The 19165-nt window shown below is 64.0% G+C and carries 13 protein-coding genes; 5 read left to right on the forward strand and 8 right to left on the reverse strand.

All coding sequences use genetic code 11. The features are described from left to right. Positions 1–18: 18 nt before the first annotated feature. The 8 genes from ABE528_RS18310 to ABE528_RS18345 form a co-directional block, all read right to left on the reverse strand. A complete protein-coding gene (locus ABE528_RS18310; RefSeq protein ID WP_012313790.1) occupies positions 19–246 on the reverse strand; it encodes a hypothetical protein in 228 nt (75 codons plus the stop codon). 74 nt (positions 247–320) lie between these two features. Further along, on the reverse strand, positions 321–1154 hold the full coding sequence (locus tag ABE528_RS18315; RefSeq protein ID WP_346653706.1) for an AraC family transcriptional regulator: 834 nt from the start codon (positions 1152–1154) through the stop codon (positions 321–323). Beyond that, positions 1151–1465, reverse strand: a complete 315-nt coding sequence (locus tag ABE528_RS18320) for an AzlD domain-containing protein (protein ID WP_027919859.1) — start codon at positions 1463–1465, stop codon at positions 1151–1153. The genes ABE528_RS18315 and ABE528_RS18320 overlap by 4 nt, the downstream gene beginning before the upstream one ends. Next, positions 1462–2163, reverse strand: coding sequence for an AzlC family ABC transporter permease (locus ABE528_RS18325; protein ID WP_152956033.1), 702 nt, complete (start codon positions 2161–2163; stop codon positions 1462–1464). The genes ABE528_RS18320 and ABE528_RS18325 overlap by 4 nt, the downstream gene beginning before the upstream one ends. 143 nt (positions 2164–2306) lie before the next feature. Beyond that, positions 2307–2996, reverse strand: coding sequence for a sel1 repeat family protein (locus tag ABE528_RS18330; RefSeq protein WP_346653707.1), 690 nt, complete (start codon positions 2994–2996; stop codon positions 2307–2309). A 156-nt stretch (positions 2997–3152) separates the two neighbouring features. After that, positions 3153–4247, reverse strand: a complete 1095-nt coding sequence (locus ABE528_RS18335) for a hypothetical protein (RefSeq protein WP_346653708.1) — start codon at positions 4245–4247, stop codon at positions 3153–3155. A 41-nt stretch (positions 4248–4288) separates the two neighbouring features. Beyond that, positions 4289–4918 carry a LysE family translocator gene (locus ABE528_RS18340; RefSeq protein ID WP_346653709.1) on the reverse strand — a complete coding sequence of 210 codons (630 nt, stop codon included), beginning with the start codon at positions 4916–4918 and terminating at the stop codon, positions 4289–4291. Positions 4919–4920: 2 nt separating this feature from the next. Continuing rightward, a complete protein-coding gene (locus ABE528_RS18345; RefSeq protein WP_346653710.1) occupies positions 4921–5703 on the reverse strand; it encodes a YqcI/YcgG family protein in 783 nt (260 codons plus the stop codon). A gap of 161 nt (positions 5704–5864) precedes the next feature. On the opposite strand from ABE528_RS18345, the gene ABE528_RS18350 reads away from it, so the two are divergent. The 5 genes from ABE528_RS18350 (at position 5865) to ABE528_RS18370 (ending at position 19141) form a co-directional block, all read left to right on the forward strand. Next, the gene (locus tag ABE528_RS18350) at positions 5865–6785 is read left to right on the forward strand and encodes a LysR substrate-binding domain-containing protein (protein WP_152956036.1); all 921 of its coding nucleotides are present in this window, start codon (positions 5865–5867) and stop codon (positions 6783–6785) included. A 62-nt stretch (positions 6786–6847) separates the two neighbouring features. Next, positions 6848–9208: a DNA polymerase II gene (locus ABE528_RS18355; RefSeq protein WP_346653711.1), complete on the forward strand. Its 2361-nt coding sequence runs from the start codon at positions 6848–6850 to the stop codon at positions 9206–9208. 76 nt (positions 9209–9284) lie between these two features. After that, positions 9285–13742, forward strand: coding sequence for an NEL-type E3 ubiquitin ligase domain-containing protein (locus tag ABE528_RS18360; protein WP_346653712.1), 4458 nt, complete (start codon positions 9285–9287; stop codon positions 13740–13742). Between the two features lie 99 nt (positions 13743–13841). Beyond that, positions 13842–18596 carry an NEL-type E3 ubiquitin ligase domain-containing protein gene (locus ABE528_RS18365; protein WP_346653713.1) on the forward strand — a complete coding sequence of 1585 codons (4755 nt, stop codon included), beginning with the start codon at positions 13842–13844 and terminating at the stop codon, positions 18594–18596. Beyond that, entirely contained in the window at positions 18578–19141 is a 564-nt protein-coding gene (locus ABE528_RS18370; protein ID WP_152956039.1) for a DUF4174 domain-containing protein, read from the forward strand. Before ABE528_RS18365 ends, ABE528_RS18370 begins: the two co-directional genes overlap by 19 nt. Positions 19142–19165: the final 24 nt, after the last annotated feature.

Consider the following 19165-nt stretch of genomic DNA (forward strand, 5'->3'; position numbering starts at 1 on the left):
TTCGTTGTGCTGCGCGCTTCAGCTACGGAAGCGTGGCAGCGGCCTTTCGAGCGTCAGTGAGGTCAGGGTCTTGCGGACCTGGGCCTCATCGGCCTCCAGCGCTTTCAGGCTGGCGCGGATCTTGCCGGCAGCGGGCACATCGCCCTGGCGGTCGATCCAGTCGGCAATTTCCTTGCAGGCACTGCTCAGGCAGGCTTGGCGCTGGTTCATCAGCGATATCAGGGTGGTGAGCTCTCTTTCGGACATGGCGGGATCCTCCGTTTAGCTCTGTCAGTGTAGCAGTGGCTGACCGGCTTGCCTGAGGCTTGGCGTCGCAGGCGCTAACTGTGCAGGCAGGCACTGCGATAGGCGCCGGGCGTCACGCCATACGCCTGCTTGAACTGCCGACTCAAGTGGCTCTGGTCGGCAAAACCCAAGCTGAACGCCACGTCAGAAGCCGCCAGGCCGTTTTTCAGAAATTCCCGTGCCCGCGCCAGGCGCCGTTGCTTCAGCCAGGCATGTGGTGGTAAGCCGGTGGCCTGGCGGAACACCCGGGCAAAATGGAACGGCGAAAGATTGACCGCAGCTGCCAGGGCCTCCAGTGACGGCGGGTCTGCCAGTTGGCTTTCCAGTAGCTCCCGGGCACGTGCCACTGCCAGCGGTTCATTGCCGGGGGCCGTGGGTTCCGGGCAGTGGCCGTGGCGCTGCACCAGCGCCAGCACCGCCTGGCGCCAGGCGGTCTGCTGCTCCAGGGCGCTGGCACCGGCTTCCGACAGCTGGTGCAGCTGGCTGAAGGCCCACGCCAGGGCCGGGTCCTGGATCACGCTGTCCTTGAAACGCGGCATGCCGTGGCGGCCCAGTTCCAGTTCGTCCAGCACACCGGTGACCCGTTCGTGCTCTGGGTAGAAACCCCGGTAGCGCCAGCCGGCTTCGTGGGCGGTGGCGCCGGTGTGCAGTTCGTCCGGGTTGATCAGCACCATGCTGCCGACCGGCGCCAGGTGCTCGCTGCCGCGGTGCCAGAAGCGCTGCGCGCCCGACTCGATCACGGTGAACACGTAGCCTTCGTGCACATGCGGGGCGAAGCGCTGCTGGAAGTAGCGCGCATGCAGCATCTCGACGTCGCCGAGCGCCGGCGCCTGCCAGAGGTGGGTCTGTTCGCGCAGGGGCGTGCTCATGCCAGCCAGCTGCGCAGCAGGAAGAAGATCAACATGCTCACCAGCATGCTCAGCAACACGCTGCGGGTCAACAGCACCAGCGCAACGGCCACCAGCGCGCCAAGCAGGTAAGGGTTGAGCGGGCTCAGGTCGAGCTGATGGCCGGGCAGGAAGATGATCGGCCCGCAGATCGCGGTGAGCATGCCGGGCACGGCAAAGCCGAGGAACTGCCGGGCGTTGGAGCTCAGGCGCAGCGGCAGGCGCGGTTCCAGGAAAGCGTAGCGGTTGAGGAACACCACGGCGCCCATGGCGAAGATCAGCAGCCAGATCATGGACGGCCTCCGGAGAATTTTTGGCAGATGAAACCGGCAGCCATGCCCAGCAGGCCAGCGGCAACCAGTGCGGTTTCCCAGTGCCAGTAACTGAACAGCACTGAGCAAAACAGCGACACCGCCACGCACACCACAGTGGCGAGGTTGCGCACCAGCGGGGCGATCAGCGCGACGAAGGTGGCGACGATGGAGAAGTCCAGACCGAGCTGGTCAAGGTGCGGGATGTTCTGGCCCAGCACGATGCCGGCCAGGGTGAACAGGTTCCAGGCGACGTAGAAGGTCAGGCCCACACCCAGGGCGTACCAGCGGTTGAACTGTTGCTGGTCGTAGTGGCTGGTCAGGGCGAAGAATTCGTCGGTGAGCAGGAAGCCCAGGCCCAGTCGCCAGCGCAATGGCTGGTTGGACAACAGCGGGCGCATGGACAGGCCATAGAGCAGGTGCTGTGACGTCAGCAGCAGGGTGGTGAGCAGGATCGACAGCAGGCTGGCGCCGCCCTTGAGCATGCCGATGGCCACCAGTTGCGCGGCACCGGCGAAGACGATCGCCGACAGGCCCTGGCCTTGCCAGGCGCTGAGGTTGGCCTCGATGGCCATGGAGCCGGCGAGCAGGCCCCAGGGGGCGACAGCCAGGGACAGCGGCAGGATGGCAATGGCGCCGTGCAGGAAGGCTTGGCGGGCGATGGGGGGGCTGCTGGGCATGATGGCTGCGACACATTTTGCTTGGTAGGGCAGCATGACAGAGCGGTGGGACGGGTGGCTTGAACGATCTTGCTGGTTTGCTGCCTGTAGCGGCCCTTCGCGGCTAAAGCCGCTCCTGCAGGGAAAGCGCCGGGGGCAGGCGATTATCGTTTGGTCAGCCGATGCTGCGCCGCCACACAGCCATTGATGTCCACGGCCTTCTGCAGCAGCGCCTGGCGATGCTGCGGATCGAGGTCGCCCAGCAGCCGGTAGACCTCGGCCTGGTAGTCGCGCTGGCGCCCCCACTGCATCTGCAAGCCCTGCGGGTGGCTGCGGCTGCAGGCCAGGCGGACGGCTGGCTGCGGGTAATAGGGCGCATACAGGGTCGCCATGCTCGGGATCGCTTCGAGGGCTTCGCGGTAGGCCGGGCTGGCGTTGTAGGGAGGGCACCAGGTGGCAATAGCAGTCGCCGGTGGTGCAAAGCCTTGCTTCAGGCTGGCTTCCAGCAGCGGGCAGGCGGCATCGGCGATCTGTGCGGCAGGCAGGTAGTTGGTGTAGTACAGCGCCAGGCGATACTGCGCCACCGGGTGGCCAAGCTCCACCGACTTTTTCAGCAGGGCCACCGCCGTTGGCAGGGTGTGTGCCATCGCCCGGCCTTGGCGGTTGAGCTCCGGGTCGACGCCCATGGCGGTCCGCAGGGTGCTGTTGTCGTCCGGGGTATCGGCTTGTTCCAGCAGTGGCAGCGCCTGGCGGTAAAGCAGGTCGGCGTGTGGGTCGATGCTTACTTCTAGTGCGTTTGCGGCAAGCGGGGCCAACGCGATGAACAGCGCCGAGGCCAACGCGACACGGCTCACAGTCGTGCCCCGGGCAACGAACGGAACCGGCAGGTTGCCGGGTAAGGGTGGGCGGCTTGATGATTGATCACAACTGCGCGTACGCCTCGGGCGAATCGGAACGACGGGCTATTCTAGCCAAGCGCAGGCCGAAACCGAAACCCCCACGGTCGGCCGTCAGACCAGCTTGATCGGTGTGACCTTGCGCTGGCCGTGTCGTTCCTGGGCCAGCCCCAGTTTGGCGGTGATCACCTTGGCCAGGGCGTTGTGGCCCAGATCATTCAGGTGCAGGCGATCGACAAACAGGTCCGCGCCGAATACCGGCGAGCTGCTGAGCATGCTGTTCATGTCGTAGCAGGGCACAGGGTCTGCCTGGCTCTTGATGCGGCGGAAGAAGGCCATGTGCAGCTGGCTGTCAAAGGCACCGTCGAGCAGGCGATCAAAATTCCCCGGTTGCTGCTCGAGGGTGGCCAGCATCGCCTGTTCACCCGCTGGCAGGGTTTCCCGGCACCAGGGTAGCAGGGGCTGGAGGATGAAGGTCAGGGTGGCGTGGCTGTCAGCCAGCATGCGCTCCCATTGGCGCAAGGTGCGGCCGATGCTGTCGGCCGCACGTGCCAGGCGCTTTTCCGGCGCGGACAGCGACCAGTTGGGCGCAGGCTCGTTGCGCCGCGGTGCCAGTGCCTGGCCCAGGCGCTGCCACAGCGTCTCGCGGCGAGCCGGCCCGGCAGGCGGCATGCCCTCGTTGAAACTGTTCAGGTAAGCCTGGTGAGCCTTGGCCTGTTGTGGGTCATGCGGGCCGGCCAGGACTTCGCCGAGGGCTTCATGGGCCAAGGTATTCAGGCCGCTGAGCAGCACCACATGGCCCACTTCGCCGAAGCGGTGCTGGTGGGTCAGGTACAGCAACAGCTCCTGGCTGGCATTGAGCCCGCAGCCGGCCAGGCTCAGCCATACCTCACCGGTCAGCATCGACAGCTGCGAGGCCACCGTATGTTCATCGGAGCTGGCGCCGATGCCCAGGGCGGTCGAGCCGCCGACCAGCAGGTTGATGCGCGGTGCTCCGCCGCGTTCGGCGGCGGAGAAGCGCTTGCCAGCGCAATGGCTATAGCGCAGGCCAAGGACATCGGTGTTGATGGTGCCGGAGCGGTAGCCGCTTTCATGCACGTGCAGCGTGTGGGGGGCGCGGCGGTTGCCCAGCAGCAGAAAGCGCTGGTAATCCTGATGCAGTGGCGAAGCGAGGCCCGGGACGTGCGTGGTGGTTATGGGCGGTGTCATGGGCGCTCCTTCACGGCTGACGTTGCGGCGGTACAGGGCGTTCAGCCCGCCAGCTCCCTGAGGTTATAGGCCAGGCCACCGGCCGCGATCAGCAGCAGGACGACCCCCGAGGCCAGGGAAATCAGACGGTTGCTACGCTGCGAGGTGATCTTGCCAATGGCAAAGATGTACAGGCTGAGCACAGCGAAATCGATCAGCACCCACAACAGCGACAGCACCACCATGCTCTTGCCGAACGATTCGGTGATCTGGATGAACTGTGGGAAGAAGGCGATGAAGAAGATGATGTCCTTCGGGTTGGAAATACCGACCATGAAGCCTTGCCACAAACCGCCGCGCCCGGCTTTGGCCGGTTGCAGTTCGGCTTCGTCGACGGCAGGCGCCTGCAGGCACTCGCGCAAGGTGCCCACGGCGATGTAGCCGATGAACAGGCAGCCCAGCAGGCTCATGCCACTGAGCCAGGCCTTGTCGATGGCTGCGCTGGTGAGGATGACCCAGGCGGCGGCGCCGATCAGCACCAGTGACGCCCAGTTGGTGCCGACGGCGGTGAACATGGCCTTGCGCGAGCCGGAGGCTGCGGCGGTGTTGACGATCAGTGCCACCACCGGGCCGGGGGTGGCGATCAACAGCAGGACGGTGAGTGCGTAGGTCAGTGTCAGTGCGGTATTCACGGTCAGTTCTCGATCAGAGTGTCGGGTGTTGCATGGACGTGGGCATGAAAGGGGCAGCGCGACGGATTGAGCGAGCCTGCTTCCTGCAGTTGGTATTGCTTCCATTCGAAGTTGTCGTCCTGGCCAAAGAAGCCCAGGGTTTCGGGCATGACCCCGTCGTTGTAATGGCGCACGCGATCACGAATGCGGGCGCGAATGCGTTGCCCGCTTTCGGTGCTGGCGTTGGCCACTTCGTCGAAGTTCTCCCGCGGGTTGATGACGAAGGTGATGTGCGGGCCCAGGTTGCGGCTTTTCATCTGCTGGTGGCCGGGGAAGTTCATGTTGATGAACAGCGGCATGCCGGCGTAGCAGAACGACCAGGCGTTGTCGTGCGGGTCGGTGGGCACCGCTTGCGGCCACGGGTGCGGGTCCCGGGCGTGGACCCCGCGCAGGACTTTCCAGGCCAGCGCCTGTTGTTCGGCCAGGGTGCTGTCGGTGGCGGTTTGCAGAAACACCACCAGCGGGCTGCCGATGCGCTGTTTGATCGGCACAGGGCTAATGGTGCGGACATACTCGGCCAGGCCCTGGGCGATATCGTCGGCCAGTTGCTCGGCACGGGCGAAGAGGATGTGGCAGGATGCGCCGGCTACCGCCTTGCGCCCGAACAGGCACGGAAAGTCGGGGTTGGCGAGCACGCGGCGAAAATGCTGTAGGGTTTGGTGCGTCCAGTGCTGAGTGTTCCGTACATGTTCATCGGCCAGCTCTAGCGCATCCAGGCGATAGCAGTTTCCATAAACCGTAAACATGATTTCCCCAGGAGATTTAAGTAAAAGAGCGTTCCACTCATATGCAGGCAGGTTGGATACTTATCGTTGTTATTTACCTGCATTTTCTGAGACGCTCTTCACGTTGTAAAACGCGTGGAACTATGACCTACTATTAGTCTTACTCATGCTTCGAGGGCATCATGTCGGAACGGATTCAAGCGCTGCACGCCCTGCGTGCCTTCGAGGTGGCCTCGCGCTACGGCTCGTTCACCCGGGCTGCCGAAGAGCTGGCCCTGACCCAGGGGGCGGTCAGCCATCACATCAAGACGCTCGAATCGATGTTCGGTTGCGACCTGTTCGAGCGCCGTGGCCCCAAGTTGAGCCTCACGGAGCATGGGCGGGTGCTGGCCCAGGAGCTCAAGGTCGGCTTCAAGATCATCGAAAATGCTTGCGCGTTGCTGCGCCAGGATCGCTATGGGCTGCGCTTGAAGGCCCCCTCGACGCTGACCGTGCGCTGGCTGCTGCGAGCGCTGGACGGCTTCAAGAAGCTCGAAGACAACTGCAGCGTGCAGCTGTCGAGCGTGTGGATGGACATCGACTCGGTGGACTTCTACTCCGAGCCCTACGACTGTGCCATTCTCCTGGCCAACGGCCGCTTCCCGGCCGATGTCGAGAGCGTCAAGCTGTTCGATGAATGGCTGATCCCGGTGTGCCACCCCGACTACATGGCACAGGCGCAACCCGAGCTGGCCGACCTGCGCCAGTGTGAGTTCCTCCACCCATCACCGGACCGCCGCGACTGGCGGCGCTGGCTGGCGCGCATGGATGCGTTGGACATCAGCATCGACCAGGGCCAGGTGTTCGACACCCTCGACCAGGGCATCTCGGCCGCGCAGCAGGGCCTGGGTATCTCGGTGGTCGACCTGGTGCTGGCCAGTGCCGACCTCGCGGCCGGGCGCCTGGTGACGCCGTTCAAGCATGCGGTATCGACCGGTGACGGGTACTACATGACCTGGCTCAAGAGCAGCCCCAAGGCACGGCAGATGCACAAGCTGCGCGACTTCCTGCTCGGCCAGGTGCCACCGCTGAGCTACAAGGACATCAACTACCTGTACGGCTGAGCATGGCTACGTGGCAGGGCTGCAATCGCGTAGAATCGTGTTTTTGAACTGAGGTCGACGCGGTGGAGTTGCAGCAGGGCTTTGTCCTGACCCGGCATTGGCATGACACGCCCGAAGGCACCTGCGTGGAATTCTGGCTGGCCACCGATGCCGGGCCACGGTTGTTGCGCCTGGCGCCGCAGGAATCGGTGGCCTTCATCCCGCAGGCGCAGGCTGAGCACGCCCGGGTGTTGCTGGCCAAGGAGCAGGGCGCACAGCTCAAGCCATTGCGCCTGAAGGACTTCGACCAGCGTCCGATGCTCGGCCTCTACACGCGCCAGCACCGTCAGTTGATGCAGCTGGAGCAACGCCTGCGTACAGCTGGCATCGACGTCTTCGAGGCCGATATCCGCCCGCCGGAGCGCTACTTGATGGAGCGTTTCATCACAGCGCCGGTGCAGTTCACCGGCCAGCGGGACGAGCAGGGCGTGTACTGCGAGGCCCAGCTCAAGCCGCTGCCAGACTACCGCCCGACCTTGCGCCTGGCCTCGCTGGACATCGAGACCAGCGAGCGCGGCGAGCTGTACAGCATCGCCCTGGAAGGCTGCGGCCAGCGCCAGGTGTACATGCTCGGCCCGGCCAATGGCGATGCCGCTGGCGTGGATTTCGAGCTGCGCTACTGCGCTGACCGCGCCGAGCTGCTGACCTGCCTCAACCAGTGGATGGCCGAGCATGACCCGGACGCGATCATCGGCTGGAACCTGATCCAGTTCGACCTGCGTCTACTGCATGAGCACGCCAAGCTGCTGCAAGTGCCACTGGCGCTGGGGCGCAACGGCGCGCCAATGACCTTGCGCAGCCATGCCGGCGGTGGCCATGTCTTCGCCGATGCCCCGGGGCGCCTGCTGATCGACGGCATCGAGGCGCTGCGCTCGGCGACCTGGAGCTTCCCCTCGTTCAGCCTTGAAAGTGTCGCCCAGACGCTGCTCGGCGAAGGCAAGGCCATCGACACCCCTTACCAGCGCATGGACGAGATCAACCGCCGCTTTGCCGAAGATAAACCGGCGCTCGCTCGCTACAACCTCAAGGACTGTGAGCTGGTCACGCGCATCTTTGCCCACACCCGGCTGCTCGACTTCCTGCTGGAACGTTCGTCGGTCACCGGCTTGGCGGTGGACCGCAGTGGCGGCTCGGTCGCCGCATTCTGCCACCTGTATATCCCGCACATGCACCGCATGGGCTTTGTCGCGCCGAGCCTTGGCAGCCGTCCGGACGAGGCCAGCCCCGGTGGCTTTGTCATGGATTCACGCCCGGGGCTGTACGACTCGGTGCTGGTGCTGGATTACAAAAGCCTGTATCCGTCGATCATCCGCACCTTCCTGATCGACCCGGTGGGCCTGGTGGAAGGCTTGCGCCTGCCCGATGACGAGCATTCGGTGGAGGGCTTTCGCGGTGGGCGTTTCTCGCGCACCCAGCATTGCCTGCCCGCCATCGTCGAGCGTGTGTGGCAAGGCAGAGAGGCGGCCAAGCGCGAGGGCAACGCGCCGTTATCGCAGGCCCTCAAGATCATCATGAACGCCTTCTACGGCGTGCTGGGTTCCAGCGGCTGCCGCTTCTTCGACCCGCGCCTGGCGTCGTCGATCACCATGCGCGGCCACCAGATCATGCGCCAGACGCGCGCACTGATCGAAGCACGGGGCTTCGAAGTCATCTACGGCGATACCGACTCGACCTTCGTCTGGCTCAAGGGTGCGCACGCCGAGGAGGCGGCTGCGCGGATCGGGCGCGACCTGGTCGCCCAGGTCAACCAGTGGTGGCGCGAGCACCTGCGCACCACCCTGAACCTTGAAAGCGCGCTGGAGTTGCAGTTCGAGGTGCATTACCGGCGCTTTCTGATGCCCACCATCCGCGGCACCGACGAAGGCAGCAAAAAGCGTTACGCCGGCCTGGTGCAGCGGGCCGATGGCAGCGAAGAGATGGTCTACAAGGGCCTGGAGTCGGTGCGCACCGACTGGTCGCCACTGGCCCGGCGCTTCCAGCAGGAACTGTACGGGCGGATTTTCCGTGGCCAGCCTTATCGCGATTACCTGCGCGAGTACGTGCGTCAGACCCTGGCCGGTGAACTGGATGAGCTGCTGGTCTATCGCAAGCGCCTGCGCCGGCCGCTGGCCGACTATCAGCGCAATGTGCCACCGCACGTACGGGCCGCGCGCCTGGCAGATGAGTTCAACGTTCGGGTCGGCCGCCCGCGGCAATACCAGCGCGGTGGCTGGATCAGCTACCTGATCACCACGGCTGGCCCCGAGCCGCTGGAGAACCTGCTGGCGCCTGTCGATTACGAGCATTACCTGAGCCGTCAGCTGCAGCCAGTGGCGGATGCCATCCTGCCCTTCGTCGGTGATGACTTCAGTGCCCTGACCGACCGCCAACTGCTGCTTTTCTGAAGTCGGGGTAGTTATCTAGGCCTTGCTGCGCGATACCGGACATTAGCTTCGCACTTCCCGACTCAGGAGGTGTGTCATGCAACCCCGCGCAAACCCGGTACAAGAGCACAATGCCCAGCTGGCCATCGAGCAAGCGTTTCAGGATGGCATGATCGCCCGTCGCTTGCCCGCCTGGATCCGCTCGTTGCGGCTGTCCGAACCGTCCGCGGATCGCCCGCTGACGGCCGAGCAACTGCAGGCCATGTTCGAGGCGTTGAAAACAAGCTATGCCAGCCGCCAGCGTCTTCGCCAGGAGATAGGGCGAATCGAGCCCATTCATCAATACTGCAGGCCGCTCCTGCAGCGTGCGCTGAACATTGCGCAAGTCGTCGACACGCTGTTCTATCGGCATTTCTACTTCACCGTGTCGCCGGAGCCTGTGTGGGCCACCGGGCTTACACCGCAACAAGACAAGAACAGCTACGACATCCCTCTGCTCGATGCGGCATTGGCCAATTTCACCGAGGACGAGTCGCGGGTTGGCGGGATGCCTCGTGATAACTGCCTGGTGCAAACCGACGGCAGCACGCTCACGTCGCTGTCGGCCTCGGCGTTCGCCAAGCGCTGTCGGCAGTTGGACCTGGGCAGGCGTTATCAGGAGCATCTTGCCTCGATCCTGGACCGTCCGGTCACGGCAGCCTCGGGCTTCAAGGCCTCCTGCAAGGCCTTGCAAGCCGCCTCGATGCTGCTTGACGCCTGCAAGGCCAGGACGGAAGGGATCCTGACGGCGCAAGAGCTGGTAGTGATCCTCGACCTGTGCCGCCATGCCAGGCCGAGCATGTTGGACGGCAAGCCGGTGATCGCCAAGCAGCTGAGCGTTTATGGCTGCAAGGTCGAACAGGTGATCGTGCTCGATCAGATCGCTAGCACGTTTGGCTTCCTGTCCAGCCAGCGTGTGTTGGTGTACATCCCCGGTGACCCGGTCTGCGCCTGGAATGCGGCAGACGACCTCGACACCTTCATTCGACGCACATTGGGCAAGCGCTTGGGTAACGAGCCCTATCAGCGCTTCTTCGCCCGTTTCATCCGTCGCCGTGACAGTGACGCGTTCTTTGCCAAGGTGGCCAGCGAGCTGACGGATGTCGCCGCATGGGCCTCCCGCGACATGGATCAGCACATGGCGGCCTACCGCTTGCCGCTTTTCGATCACCTGGCCCAGGCGCGGGTAGACCAGATCAAGGATGATGCGGCAGTCATTGCCGTGCCGGTCAGCGATATCGACAGCGCGGTCCGCCAGGCCAGGGATGATCGCCTGGTGTCTGCGGCATGGACCATCGCCAACGTGGCAGGACTGTTCGTGCCCGGGCTCGGTCTCATCCTTGGCGGTGTCATGGTCTGGGACATGCTCAAGGATGTTTTCCATGCCGTGGAGGACTGGCGCGAAGGCGACATCGATGCGGCGCTCGAGCACCTGCTGAGCGTGGCCGAAACCGTGGTCATGGTCGGTATCACCACGGTGGGGGCAGCGGCTGTGGCGCGTGAATGGCACCAGGTAGACGCGTTGGCGACCGCTCGCCTGGAAGACGGCAGCGAGAAGCTCTGGCGGTTCGACCTCAGCCCTTTTCGCAGTGCGGCGCCGCCCGTGCAGGCACTGGCTGACGCCGAAGGCATCTACCGTCTGCGCGGGCGCTGCTGGGTGAACATGGAGGGCCACTTCTACGAGGTGCTGCAGCAGCCCGACGAGCAGTGGCAGATTGTGCCCAAGCAAGGGCATGGCCCACAGCTCAGGCATAACGGTGCCGGCGCCTGGCGGGTCTGGTGCGAGCAACCGATCGAGTGGGAGGCGCCGCAAGTGCTGTTCCGTCGCCTGGGCAGCGGGTTCAGCGCTCTGGAGGATGAGCAGGTCGGCCAGGTGCTTGACATCCATGGCCTGGATGCCAGCCATTTGCGCGGCTTGCACATCTGTGGCCAGGCGCCCGATGCCTGCCTGGTCGATAGCGTAAGCCGGGTAGAGACGCTGAACCGCATCCTGACGCTGGTCACTCAGCTGCGTTCGGGCAATCAGCCGGAGGACTCGGCGCTGCTCGCCAAAGTCCGCCAGTGGGCTGGCACGCAGGCACTGACGGACGCCCAGCTGGCCGAGCGGGTCTGGAGTCGTCGGCGATCATTGTTCCAGCAGCTTTACTACGAGCAGTATCCCGTGACCGCCGCCACGCACGTGTTGCAGCGAGACTTTGCCAGCCTTCATCGCCTGGCGGCCGAAGCCCTGTTGAGTACGGTCGACAGCGCGGGGCTGAACGGTGCCGCAGCGTCCATGGTCAAGCGCATCCGTTGTATTCGGGTGCACGAGGCGTTGCTGTTCGATACCCCGCAAAATCTCGACCTGGCCCGTGTCGTGCTGAAGTTGCTTGAACAAATGCCCGGGGCGGCCAGTGGCCCATGTTGGCAACTGTTCGATGGCGACGTCACAGAACCGTTGTCGAGCAGCACCGGTAGGGGCGCGATACGGCGCATCCGTTTTCAGGCTGGCGATTTCCAGTGCAGCGATGAGCACGGCAATGCTCTGGGCGAGCCGGGCGAATTGTTCCAACAGTTGGCTGGCGGATATTCTGCGGCGCAGCAAAGCGCCCTGGCGATCGGCAAGCCGTTCGCGTTGCAGCTGCGAGCGTACATGGCGCGGCGCGTCGGGCAGCGACGGGAGCTGATCGGCGAGATGCTGGGTGTCGCGCGCTCGGGTGATGCCTTCCTGGCGCCACAGCGCCTGGCCAATGGCCGCGTCGGCTATCCGCTGAGTGGCTGGCGGCAACGCACGCCTGGCGGCAGCAGCGGGGTGAGGAACTTGGCTGCGCAGGTACGGGACTTGTATCCCGGCTTCGATGATGAGCAGGTCGAGCAATGGTTGGCGCACCTGCGTGTACTCCAACGTGACCCTGCTGTCGAACTGCTCGCCCTCAAGGGGCAACTCAAGGCATTGCGCAAACGCCTGGCCAACTGGCAGACCGCGACCTTCAAACTTTGGTGTTGGCCCGCTCGCCGACAGTTTGCACGGGGGCTAATCGATTGCTGGCGCTACCTGGTACCCCATCAGGCCTTGGAGCTTGAGCACGCTCAAGGGTATCTGCTCAGCAGTCTTGGCAGCGACCTGGATGAACTGCCACCCATTCCAGCGGGCGTGAGCTTCCCCCATGTGACGGATATCGCGCTGCGCTCGTTGCAGATACGCCGGGCGCCAGTGACGTTTCTGCGGGCATTCGATGGGCTGAGGTCGCTGAGTTTCACCAATTGTCGCTTGCGCAGCCTGCCGCTGACCCCGGCACTGGCCGCACGCCTGCAGATGCTCGATGTCTCTGGCAACCAGATTCGACTGGAGGCCGCAGATGTCGAGTTGCTTGCTGGCTGCGGGCAACTAGTCTACCTGAACCTCTCGCACAACCCCTTGCAACGCACGTTTTCCATCGCCGGGATGCCCGGCCTCAATGCCTTGATGCTGCGCAACGCGCAGCTGACAGAAATGCCGGCAGGCGTAATGGAATCGAGCAGCTTGCATACGCTCGATGTGGGTGACAACAGTATCCGGACGCTGCCCTTCTCATTCTATCGTTCGAGGCTGTGGCGCTCCGGGCGGGTCAGGCTCAGCGAAAATCCGTTGCTCGATGCGCAGGATGTATGGGGACAAGCCGTGAATGACCAGGTGCCGGTCAAGCAACGCTGGATCGATCTGGTGGCCATGGAGCAGCGTGACCGCATGGCCAATACCTGGGGCAGGCTCTATGGCGACAGCGCCTCGAGAGATTTCTTCCACTTGCTGGAGCGGCTGACCACCTCGGCGGATTTCCAGAGTGAGTTCCTGTCCCGCTACCTGGCCCTGCGTGTGCTGCGCATGCTGGAGTACATGGCTGAGCGGCCGGCATTGCAAAGCGAGCTCTACGCGCACGCGCTGACCGAGCACTGCCAGGATAACGCCACGCTGCGATTCAGTGACCTGGAGGTGCGTGTCAGCCAGTACAAGGCGTTGCACAATGACGTTCTCGGTGATCAGGAGCGGGTGCTGTTGCACCTGGGTGCGCAGTGCTGGCGCCTGGAAATGCTCAACGATGTAGGTGGCTGGCATGCCATACGCGTGGGCCGGCCTGAGGAGTCGCTGGAATTCGCCCTGTCATATCGCCTGAGCCTGGTTGATGAACTCGATCTGCCCATCGAGCATGACGAGATGCTCAATGCCGGTGTGGCCAACCTTTCGGTGCTGGACCTGCAAGCGGCTGTGCGTGCCGTCAGGGCTGTCCAATCCAGGGATGTGCTGGTGGACTATCTGTCGACCACACGTTTCTGGAGGGAGTACCTGGCGAGCAGGTATCCCGGTCGGCTCGAAGTTCCACAGACATTGCATGACGAGCTGGAGGCGCTGGTTGAAAGCAACGCGTCACCTGCTGAAATCGAACGCCTGCAGGGCCGGGTTCGCCAGCGTGAGATCAATGTGTACCGGCAGCTCACCCGTGAGGCGGTGGACCGGCACCTCATGCTCGTCTTGCTGGTTCCAGTCTTGCCATGGCATTGAAATGGCGTGCCAGCGCCGGGCCGAGGTGGTAGCCCTATAGGCGCCGCAGGGCTACCCCCGGCGATAGCCTCGAGGTTTCATCACTTGAGGCTATTCACCATGGGCACATCCTTGCACTCACACGATCACCTGGAGCAGGCCGAGCAGGACCGGATCATCACCGCGCGCCTGCCAGGCTGGATGCGGGCCGTCGGTACCGGGCATGCAGCGGTGCTGCGTGAGGCACTCAATGGCAGCCTGGACTGCCGGTACCGCCTCGATGCGCTGCTGCAGCGCATCGAGGGGGTTGAGCAGTTCACAGCGCCTATTCTGCAAAAGGCGCTGCAGGCACGTTGCAATATCGGGCCCGAGCTGGGCCAGCTGTGGTTTCGCACGGCCTCTGAACGGCCACTGAGCACTTATGCGCCTATCCGCGTACCCTTGAGTGAAAAAGTCTACTACCAGATACCGCTGCTCGAAGCGGCACTGAGGAATTTCACCCAGGACGAGAGCCAGGTGCGCGGACAAGCCCCTGGCAACGGTCTGTTCGATAACGCTGGCGCCAGGCTTGACCTGCTCACTGCTACGCAATTTGCCGCACTGGCAAGGGAGCTGGACCTGGGCGAGCGTTACCAGGCGCATCTGCATGCCCAGCTTGGCACCGCTGAAGCCCAGGCCCTGCTTGCCGAGAACATGCGCCATGGCTTGCTGCTGGATGCTTTCAGGGCGCGCCACGACAGCGTGCTGAGCGAGGCCGAGCTGGAGCTGGTGATCGGTTTGTGGCGCCAAGGCTGGCTGCCGCAACTGGATGACACGCGTGTCGTTGGCAAGCGCCTGGAGGTGCTGGGCTGCCCTTTGCAGCAGATTGTCGTGCTGGATGTGCGTGATGAGACCTTCGCCCCGATCCATACCTCGAGCAAGCGTGTGCTGGTATACATACCAGGCGATCCTCACGGCCCCTGGAGCGCGCATGAAGGTCTGCACCGATTCGCCCGGAAAATTCTCGGGCAACGGCTGCGCAATGCCGACTATCGAGCGTTCTTCGCGCGCTTCTTGCGGCGTCGCGACAGTCAGGCGTTTTTCTCCCGGGTTATTGCTGGCTACGCAGACTTGCCGGTCTGGGCCAACATCGATCTGCACGAACGCATGCATCGGGTCGGCGGCTATCTGTTCAAGGACTTCGCGGCCTTGCGCACACTTCAGATCAAGGACGATGCGGCCCTGATTGCCACACCTGTGGCAAAGCTCGACCGTGAGGTCCAGGAGGCTCATGACCGCTACCTGGCCAATCTGGGTGTGACACTGTTGAGTGCAGCCAGTCTGTACGTCCCTGCATTGGGGGTGACGCTGCTGGCCATGATCGCCTGGCGCTGGCTGGGCGAGGTATTCGAGGCCGTCGAGTCCTGGCGTGAGGGCGAGACACGCGAAGCACTGGAGCATGTGACCCAGGTGCTCATCGAGGCTGCACTGGTTGGCGCCACGGCGGCGGCTGGCAGCGCGGCGCAGCGTGCATGGACACGTTCGGCGCTGGTCGATGGTTTGTCGCAGGCACGCCTGGAAGACGGGACGCAACGCTTGTGGAACGCTGACCTGTCGGCGTTTCGCAGCCAGCTGCCGCTTGCAGCGACCAGCGATGAACAAGGGATCTGGCGCTACGACGGGCAGGCCTGGATAGCCATGGACGGGCATCATTATCGGGTGGTGCAGCGCTCGCTCGATGGGCATTGGCAACTACTGCCGCAGGATGGCCACGGCCCGTTGCTGCTGCACAACGGCGCAGGGGCATGGCGCTTGTGGAGCGAACAACCGATGCAGTGGCAAGGCTCCGGCTACCTGTTCAGGCGGCTGGGCGGGCAGATGGCCAGGCTCGACGATGAGCAGATCGAAGAAGTGCTGGCCATACATCGCCTGGAGGAGCAACACCTGCGAGCCCTTCACGTGCTGGGGCAGGCACCCGAACCCGGGCTGCTCGACAGCGTTCAGCGGGTATTGCTCGATCAGCGTATCCGCCGTTTGGTCAACCGGTTGCGCTCGGGTTTGCCGGCAGAGGATGACAGTGCCGTGCTTGAACAGGCACGCCACCTGGAAGGAGGCCAGGCGCTCAGTGATCAGGACCTGGCCGAGCTGGCGTGGACGCAGCGACGGACTCTGTTTGAGCACCTGTACGCCCTTGAGGCTTTTCAGGGCGACCCTGCTGTGCAAGCGCTGCAGCGCCAGTTCCCCGGCCTGCATGGGCATGCCGCACGGGCAGTGCTCGCTCAGGCCAGCAGCGCGGAGCGTACCCGCCTGCTTGCCAGCGGCCGCATACCGCTGGGCCTGGCCGAGGCCGCCAGGCGCATGCTTGTACCGGTTCGCGTGGCGCGGGTGTTCGAAGCCTTGCTCTGGGACACCCCACAGCATCTCGACCTGGCCCGGGTCGCGCTGGGCATGCTCAAGCATCTGCCAGCCGCTGGGCGGGGGGTGCGCTGGAGCCTGTTCGAGGGGGATGCGGGGACGCGGGCCCTGGCCACTTCAGGGGAGGGGACGCATGCCTGGGGGCTGGTCCACCGCAACGGCATCTTCCAGCGCACCGATGCCCAGGGCGAGGCGGTTGGCGAGGCGGGCGAACTGTTCGAGGTCATGGCCGGTGCCTACGCCGACGATCAACGGCGTGCGCTGCAGGTGGGTGAACCCTTTGCCCACAACCTTCGCGTGAAGGTCACGCGGCTGGCGCAAGATAGGCGTGCGCAAGTCGAGCAGCTATTGAGCCCTGCGCGCCCAGGTAGCGTGCGCCTGCCGTCACGGCTGGACGACGGCCGGATCGGTTACCCGTTGAGCGGTCGCAACCTGGGCTCATCGTCTTCCGGCTACCGGCCTGGACCGTTTCTGCGGCGTGTACGCTACCTCTACCCAGCCTTTACCGATGAGGAAGTGTTCGCCTGGATCGAGCAGGCACGTGGTTCTGCAATCGGCCTGGAGCGCACGCTGCAGCAGTTCGAACGAGAGTTCGAGGTGCTCAATACGCAGTTGCGCAGGTGGGTGCATGAGGCGCCCCGTGGCCGTGAGAGGGAGGACCGGCGCAGGTTGAGGCGGGCGCTGCGCGGCTGTTGGCAACGCGCTTATGATGAGGGTATGCAGGCTGAAGGTACCAACACGGTCTACCGTTGGGAGATAGCCAGCTCCAACAGTCTTCCCGAATTCCCTGAGCCTATCGTTTTCGATCACGTCCGTGTGCTGACTCTGCGCAACATGCAGATCGAGCGCTTGCCCGAGAGTTTCCTGCGCGCCTTCCCCAATGTCAGCGCGGTTGAAATGCCCCATAACCGCCTGGAGCGCGTTCCGCAGGCACTGCTGGGCATGGCCAACCTGCAGTCATTGGACCTGCGCGCAAACCGTATCAGCCTGGACCCAGGCCAGGCGACGATACTCGCCAGTTGCCCGTACCTGACGCAGGTGAACCTTTCGCACAACCCGCTGGGGCGGGCATTCTCGCTGAGCGGGCTACCTCGGTTACGTGAGCTGCACCTGGCCGCCACCGGCATCCGCGAAATGCCCTATGGCTTGATGCAATGCACGTCGCTGAGGGTCGTCGACCTGCGAGACAACCTGCTCACAGGCCTGCCGGAAGGTTTCTACCAAAGCCGGTTGTGGATCGAGGGCAATGTGCAGTTGAGCGGTAACCCGCTTTCCGAGTCAGAGTCGTTGCGCCTTCGTGAGGCTTTGCAGGCAGCGGCCGTGGTGCCTGAAGATGACGAGGCCGCGCCGGTGTCCGCCCGGGTTCGCTGGATGGATGCTGGCGGTGCGCAGCTGCGCAGTGAGCTGGACACGCATTGGCGAGCGCTGGAAGCGTTGCCGAATGCGCTTGAATTCTTCACCTTGATCGAGCGCCTGATGGAGACGGCCGATTTTCAGCATGCGACTGGCGCGCGCTTTTTGGCCGGCCGGATACTGGAGATGATGCGGGCCATGGCCCAATCGCCCGAGCTGTGCCAGGAGCTGTTCAGCAATGCCGCGCAGTTGACCTGCCAGGACAGTGTCGCACTGCGTTTCGACGATCTTGAAACCCGGCTGTTGGTGTGGCGTGCCCAGGCGCAGGCGGCAACTGGCAGCCAGGAACGAGGGTTGTTGCGCTTGGGGCGGCAGCTGTGGCGGCTTGAGGAGCTTAACCGGATTGCCTTGCGGGACATCCAGGAACGCCAGTTCGGTGGCAGCGACCCAGACCAGATTGAGGTGGTCCTGGCCTATCGGTTAGCTTTGCGCGAAGCGTTGGACCTTCCCTTGCAGACGCAGGGTATGTCGTTTCGACCCATCGCGGGCGTCGATGCGCGGCGAATTGCGCGGGCACGCAACCTGGTGCTGCGCCATGAAACCGGTGAGCGGCTGGCCAGCTCGCTGATCGACCGCGCGTTCTGGCAAACCCACTTGCGTAGCGCCTATCCGGCACGTTTCGATGACCTCAATGCGCCGTTCCATGAGCGCCTGGAGGTCTTGCAGGGCGACAACGCGATGGCAGAGCCTGAGCGTGCAGCGCAAATCGACACGCTCGCCCGCGAGCAGCGGCTTGCCGAGGGCGAACTGATGCAGGCACTGACGCTCGAAGTTCTGGATGCAACAGTGAACAGGAGGTCATTTACGTTCGCTGATCACGTCGGCACGGCCAGAGCCTCCTGCGCTGGCCGTCGACGGGCGTGGACGTCCCGATGGACTATGCTCAGGTTCGGGCGCTGGCATTTTTTGCAGCGTCAGGCGCCCTTGCCGAGACACGCGAAGTTACCTTTGCGTAAACCCTCTGGCAGTGCAGTTGGTTTAGGCTCGCACGTCGGATCTTTCTCCATGATCTGTAGTCTTTGGTTTATCGAGAGAATAAGGAGATTTGCATGCTCGTCCGGTCACTGACCCTCGCCACTTTGCTCGCTATTGCCGGCCCGCTGTTTGCTGCCGACAGTGATGCGCCGCTGGCCAAGGAACTGGGCAAGGCCAGGCCATTGGTCGTTATCGCTCCGAGCAGCGCCGACCCCACCCTGCGCGGGTTGAACGAGGCGCTCAAGGACCCGGCTACCCAGGCGGGTTTCAAGGAGCGCAACCTGGTGCTGTTCAGCGTTGCCCAGATGATGGGCAAGCGTGAGGACAAGAACCTCGAACAGCAGACCACGATGGCCCTTATTCGCGAGCTCAAGCTGGGCGCCAGCAAGGGCACCAAGGTGATCCTGGTGGGCCTGGACGGTGAACGGCATGTGCTCAAGGATGATGAGTCGGGCGAGAAGATCGACCCGCAGGCGATCTTCAAGGCCGTCGATGAACTTCCGGCGAGTGAAAAAGCGGCGGTTGCGCCTGAACCCGTGGCGGCTGCTGTGCCCGAGCCCAAGGCCAAGGACAGCAAGGCCGCCAAACCTGGCAAACCGGCCAAGCCTGCCGCGCCCCCCAAGCCACTGGACGATTGAGCGGCGTCAGCCTTGCTGATCGGT

This window comes from Pseudomonas sp. TWI628, assembly GCF_039673865.1.
GTDB lineage: Bacteria > Pseudomonadota > Gammaproteobacteria > Pseudomonadales > Pseudomonadaceae > Aquipseudomonas.

Bases quoted from the DNA above. Each gene is read 5' to 3' on its own strand.
- ABE528_RS18310 (WP_012313790.1), bottom strand. From the start codon at position 246: ATGTCCGAAAGAGAGCTCACCACCCTGATATCGCTGATGAACCAGCGC.
- ABE528_RS18360 (WP_346653712.1), top strand. From the start codon at position 9,285: ATGCAACCCCGCGCAAACCCGGTACAAGAGCACAATGCCCAGCTGGCC.
- ABE528_RS18370 (WP_152956039.1), top strand. From the start codon at position 18,578: ATGCTCGTCCGGTCACTGACCCTCGCCACTTTGCTCGCTATTGCCGGC.
- ABE528_RS18335 (WP_346653708.1), bottom strand. From the start codon at position 4,247: ATGACACCGCCCATAACCACCACGCACGTCCCGGGCCTCGCTTCGCCA.
- ABE528_RS18365 (WP_346653713.1), top strand. From the start codon at position 13,842: ATGGGCACATCCTTGCACTCACACGATCACCTGGAGCAGGCCGAGCAG.
- ABE528_RS18320 (WP_027919859.1), bottom strand. From the start codon at position 1,465: ATGATCTGGCTGCTGATCTTCGCCATGGGCGCCGTGGTGTTCCTCAAC.
- ABE528_RS18315 (WP_346653706.1), bottom strand. From the start codon at position 1,154: ATGAGCACGCCCCTGCGCGAACAGACCCACCTCTGGCAGGCGCCGGCG.
- ABE528_RS18325 (WP_152956033.1), bottom strand. From the start codon at position 2,163: ATGCCCAGCAGCCCCCCCATCGCCCGCCAAGCCTTCCTGCACGGCGCC.
- ABE528_RS18350 (WP_152956036.1), top strand. From the start codon at position 5,865: ATGTCGGAACGGATTCAAGCGCTGCACGCCCTGCGTGCCTTCGAGGTG.
- ABE528_RS18345 (WP_346653710.1), bottom strand. From the start codon at position 5,703: ATGTTTACGGTTTATGGAAACTGCTATCGCCTGGATGCGCTAGAGCTG.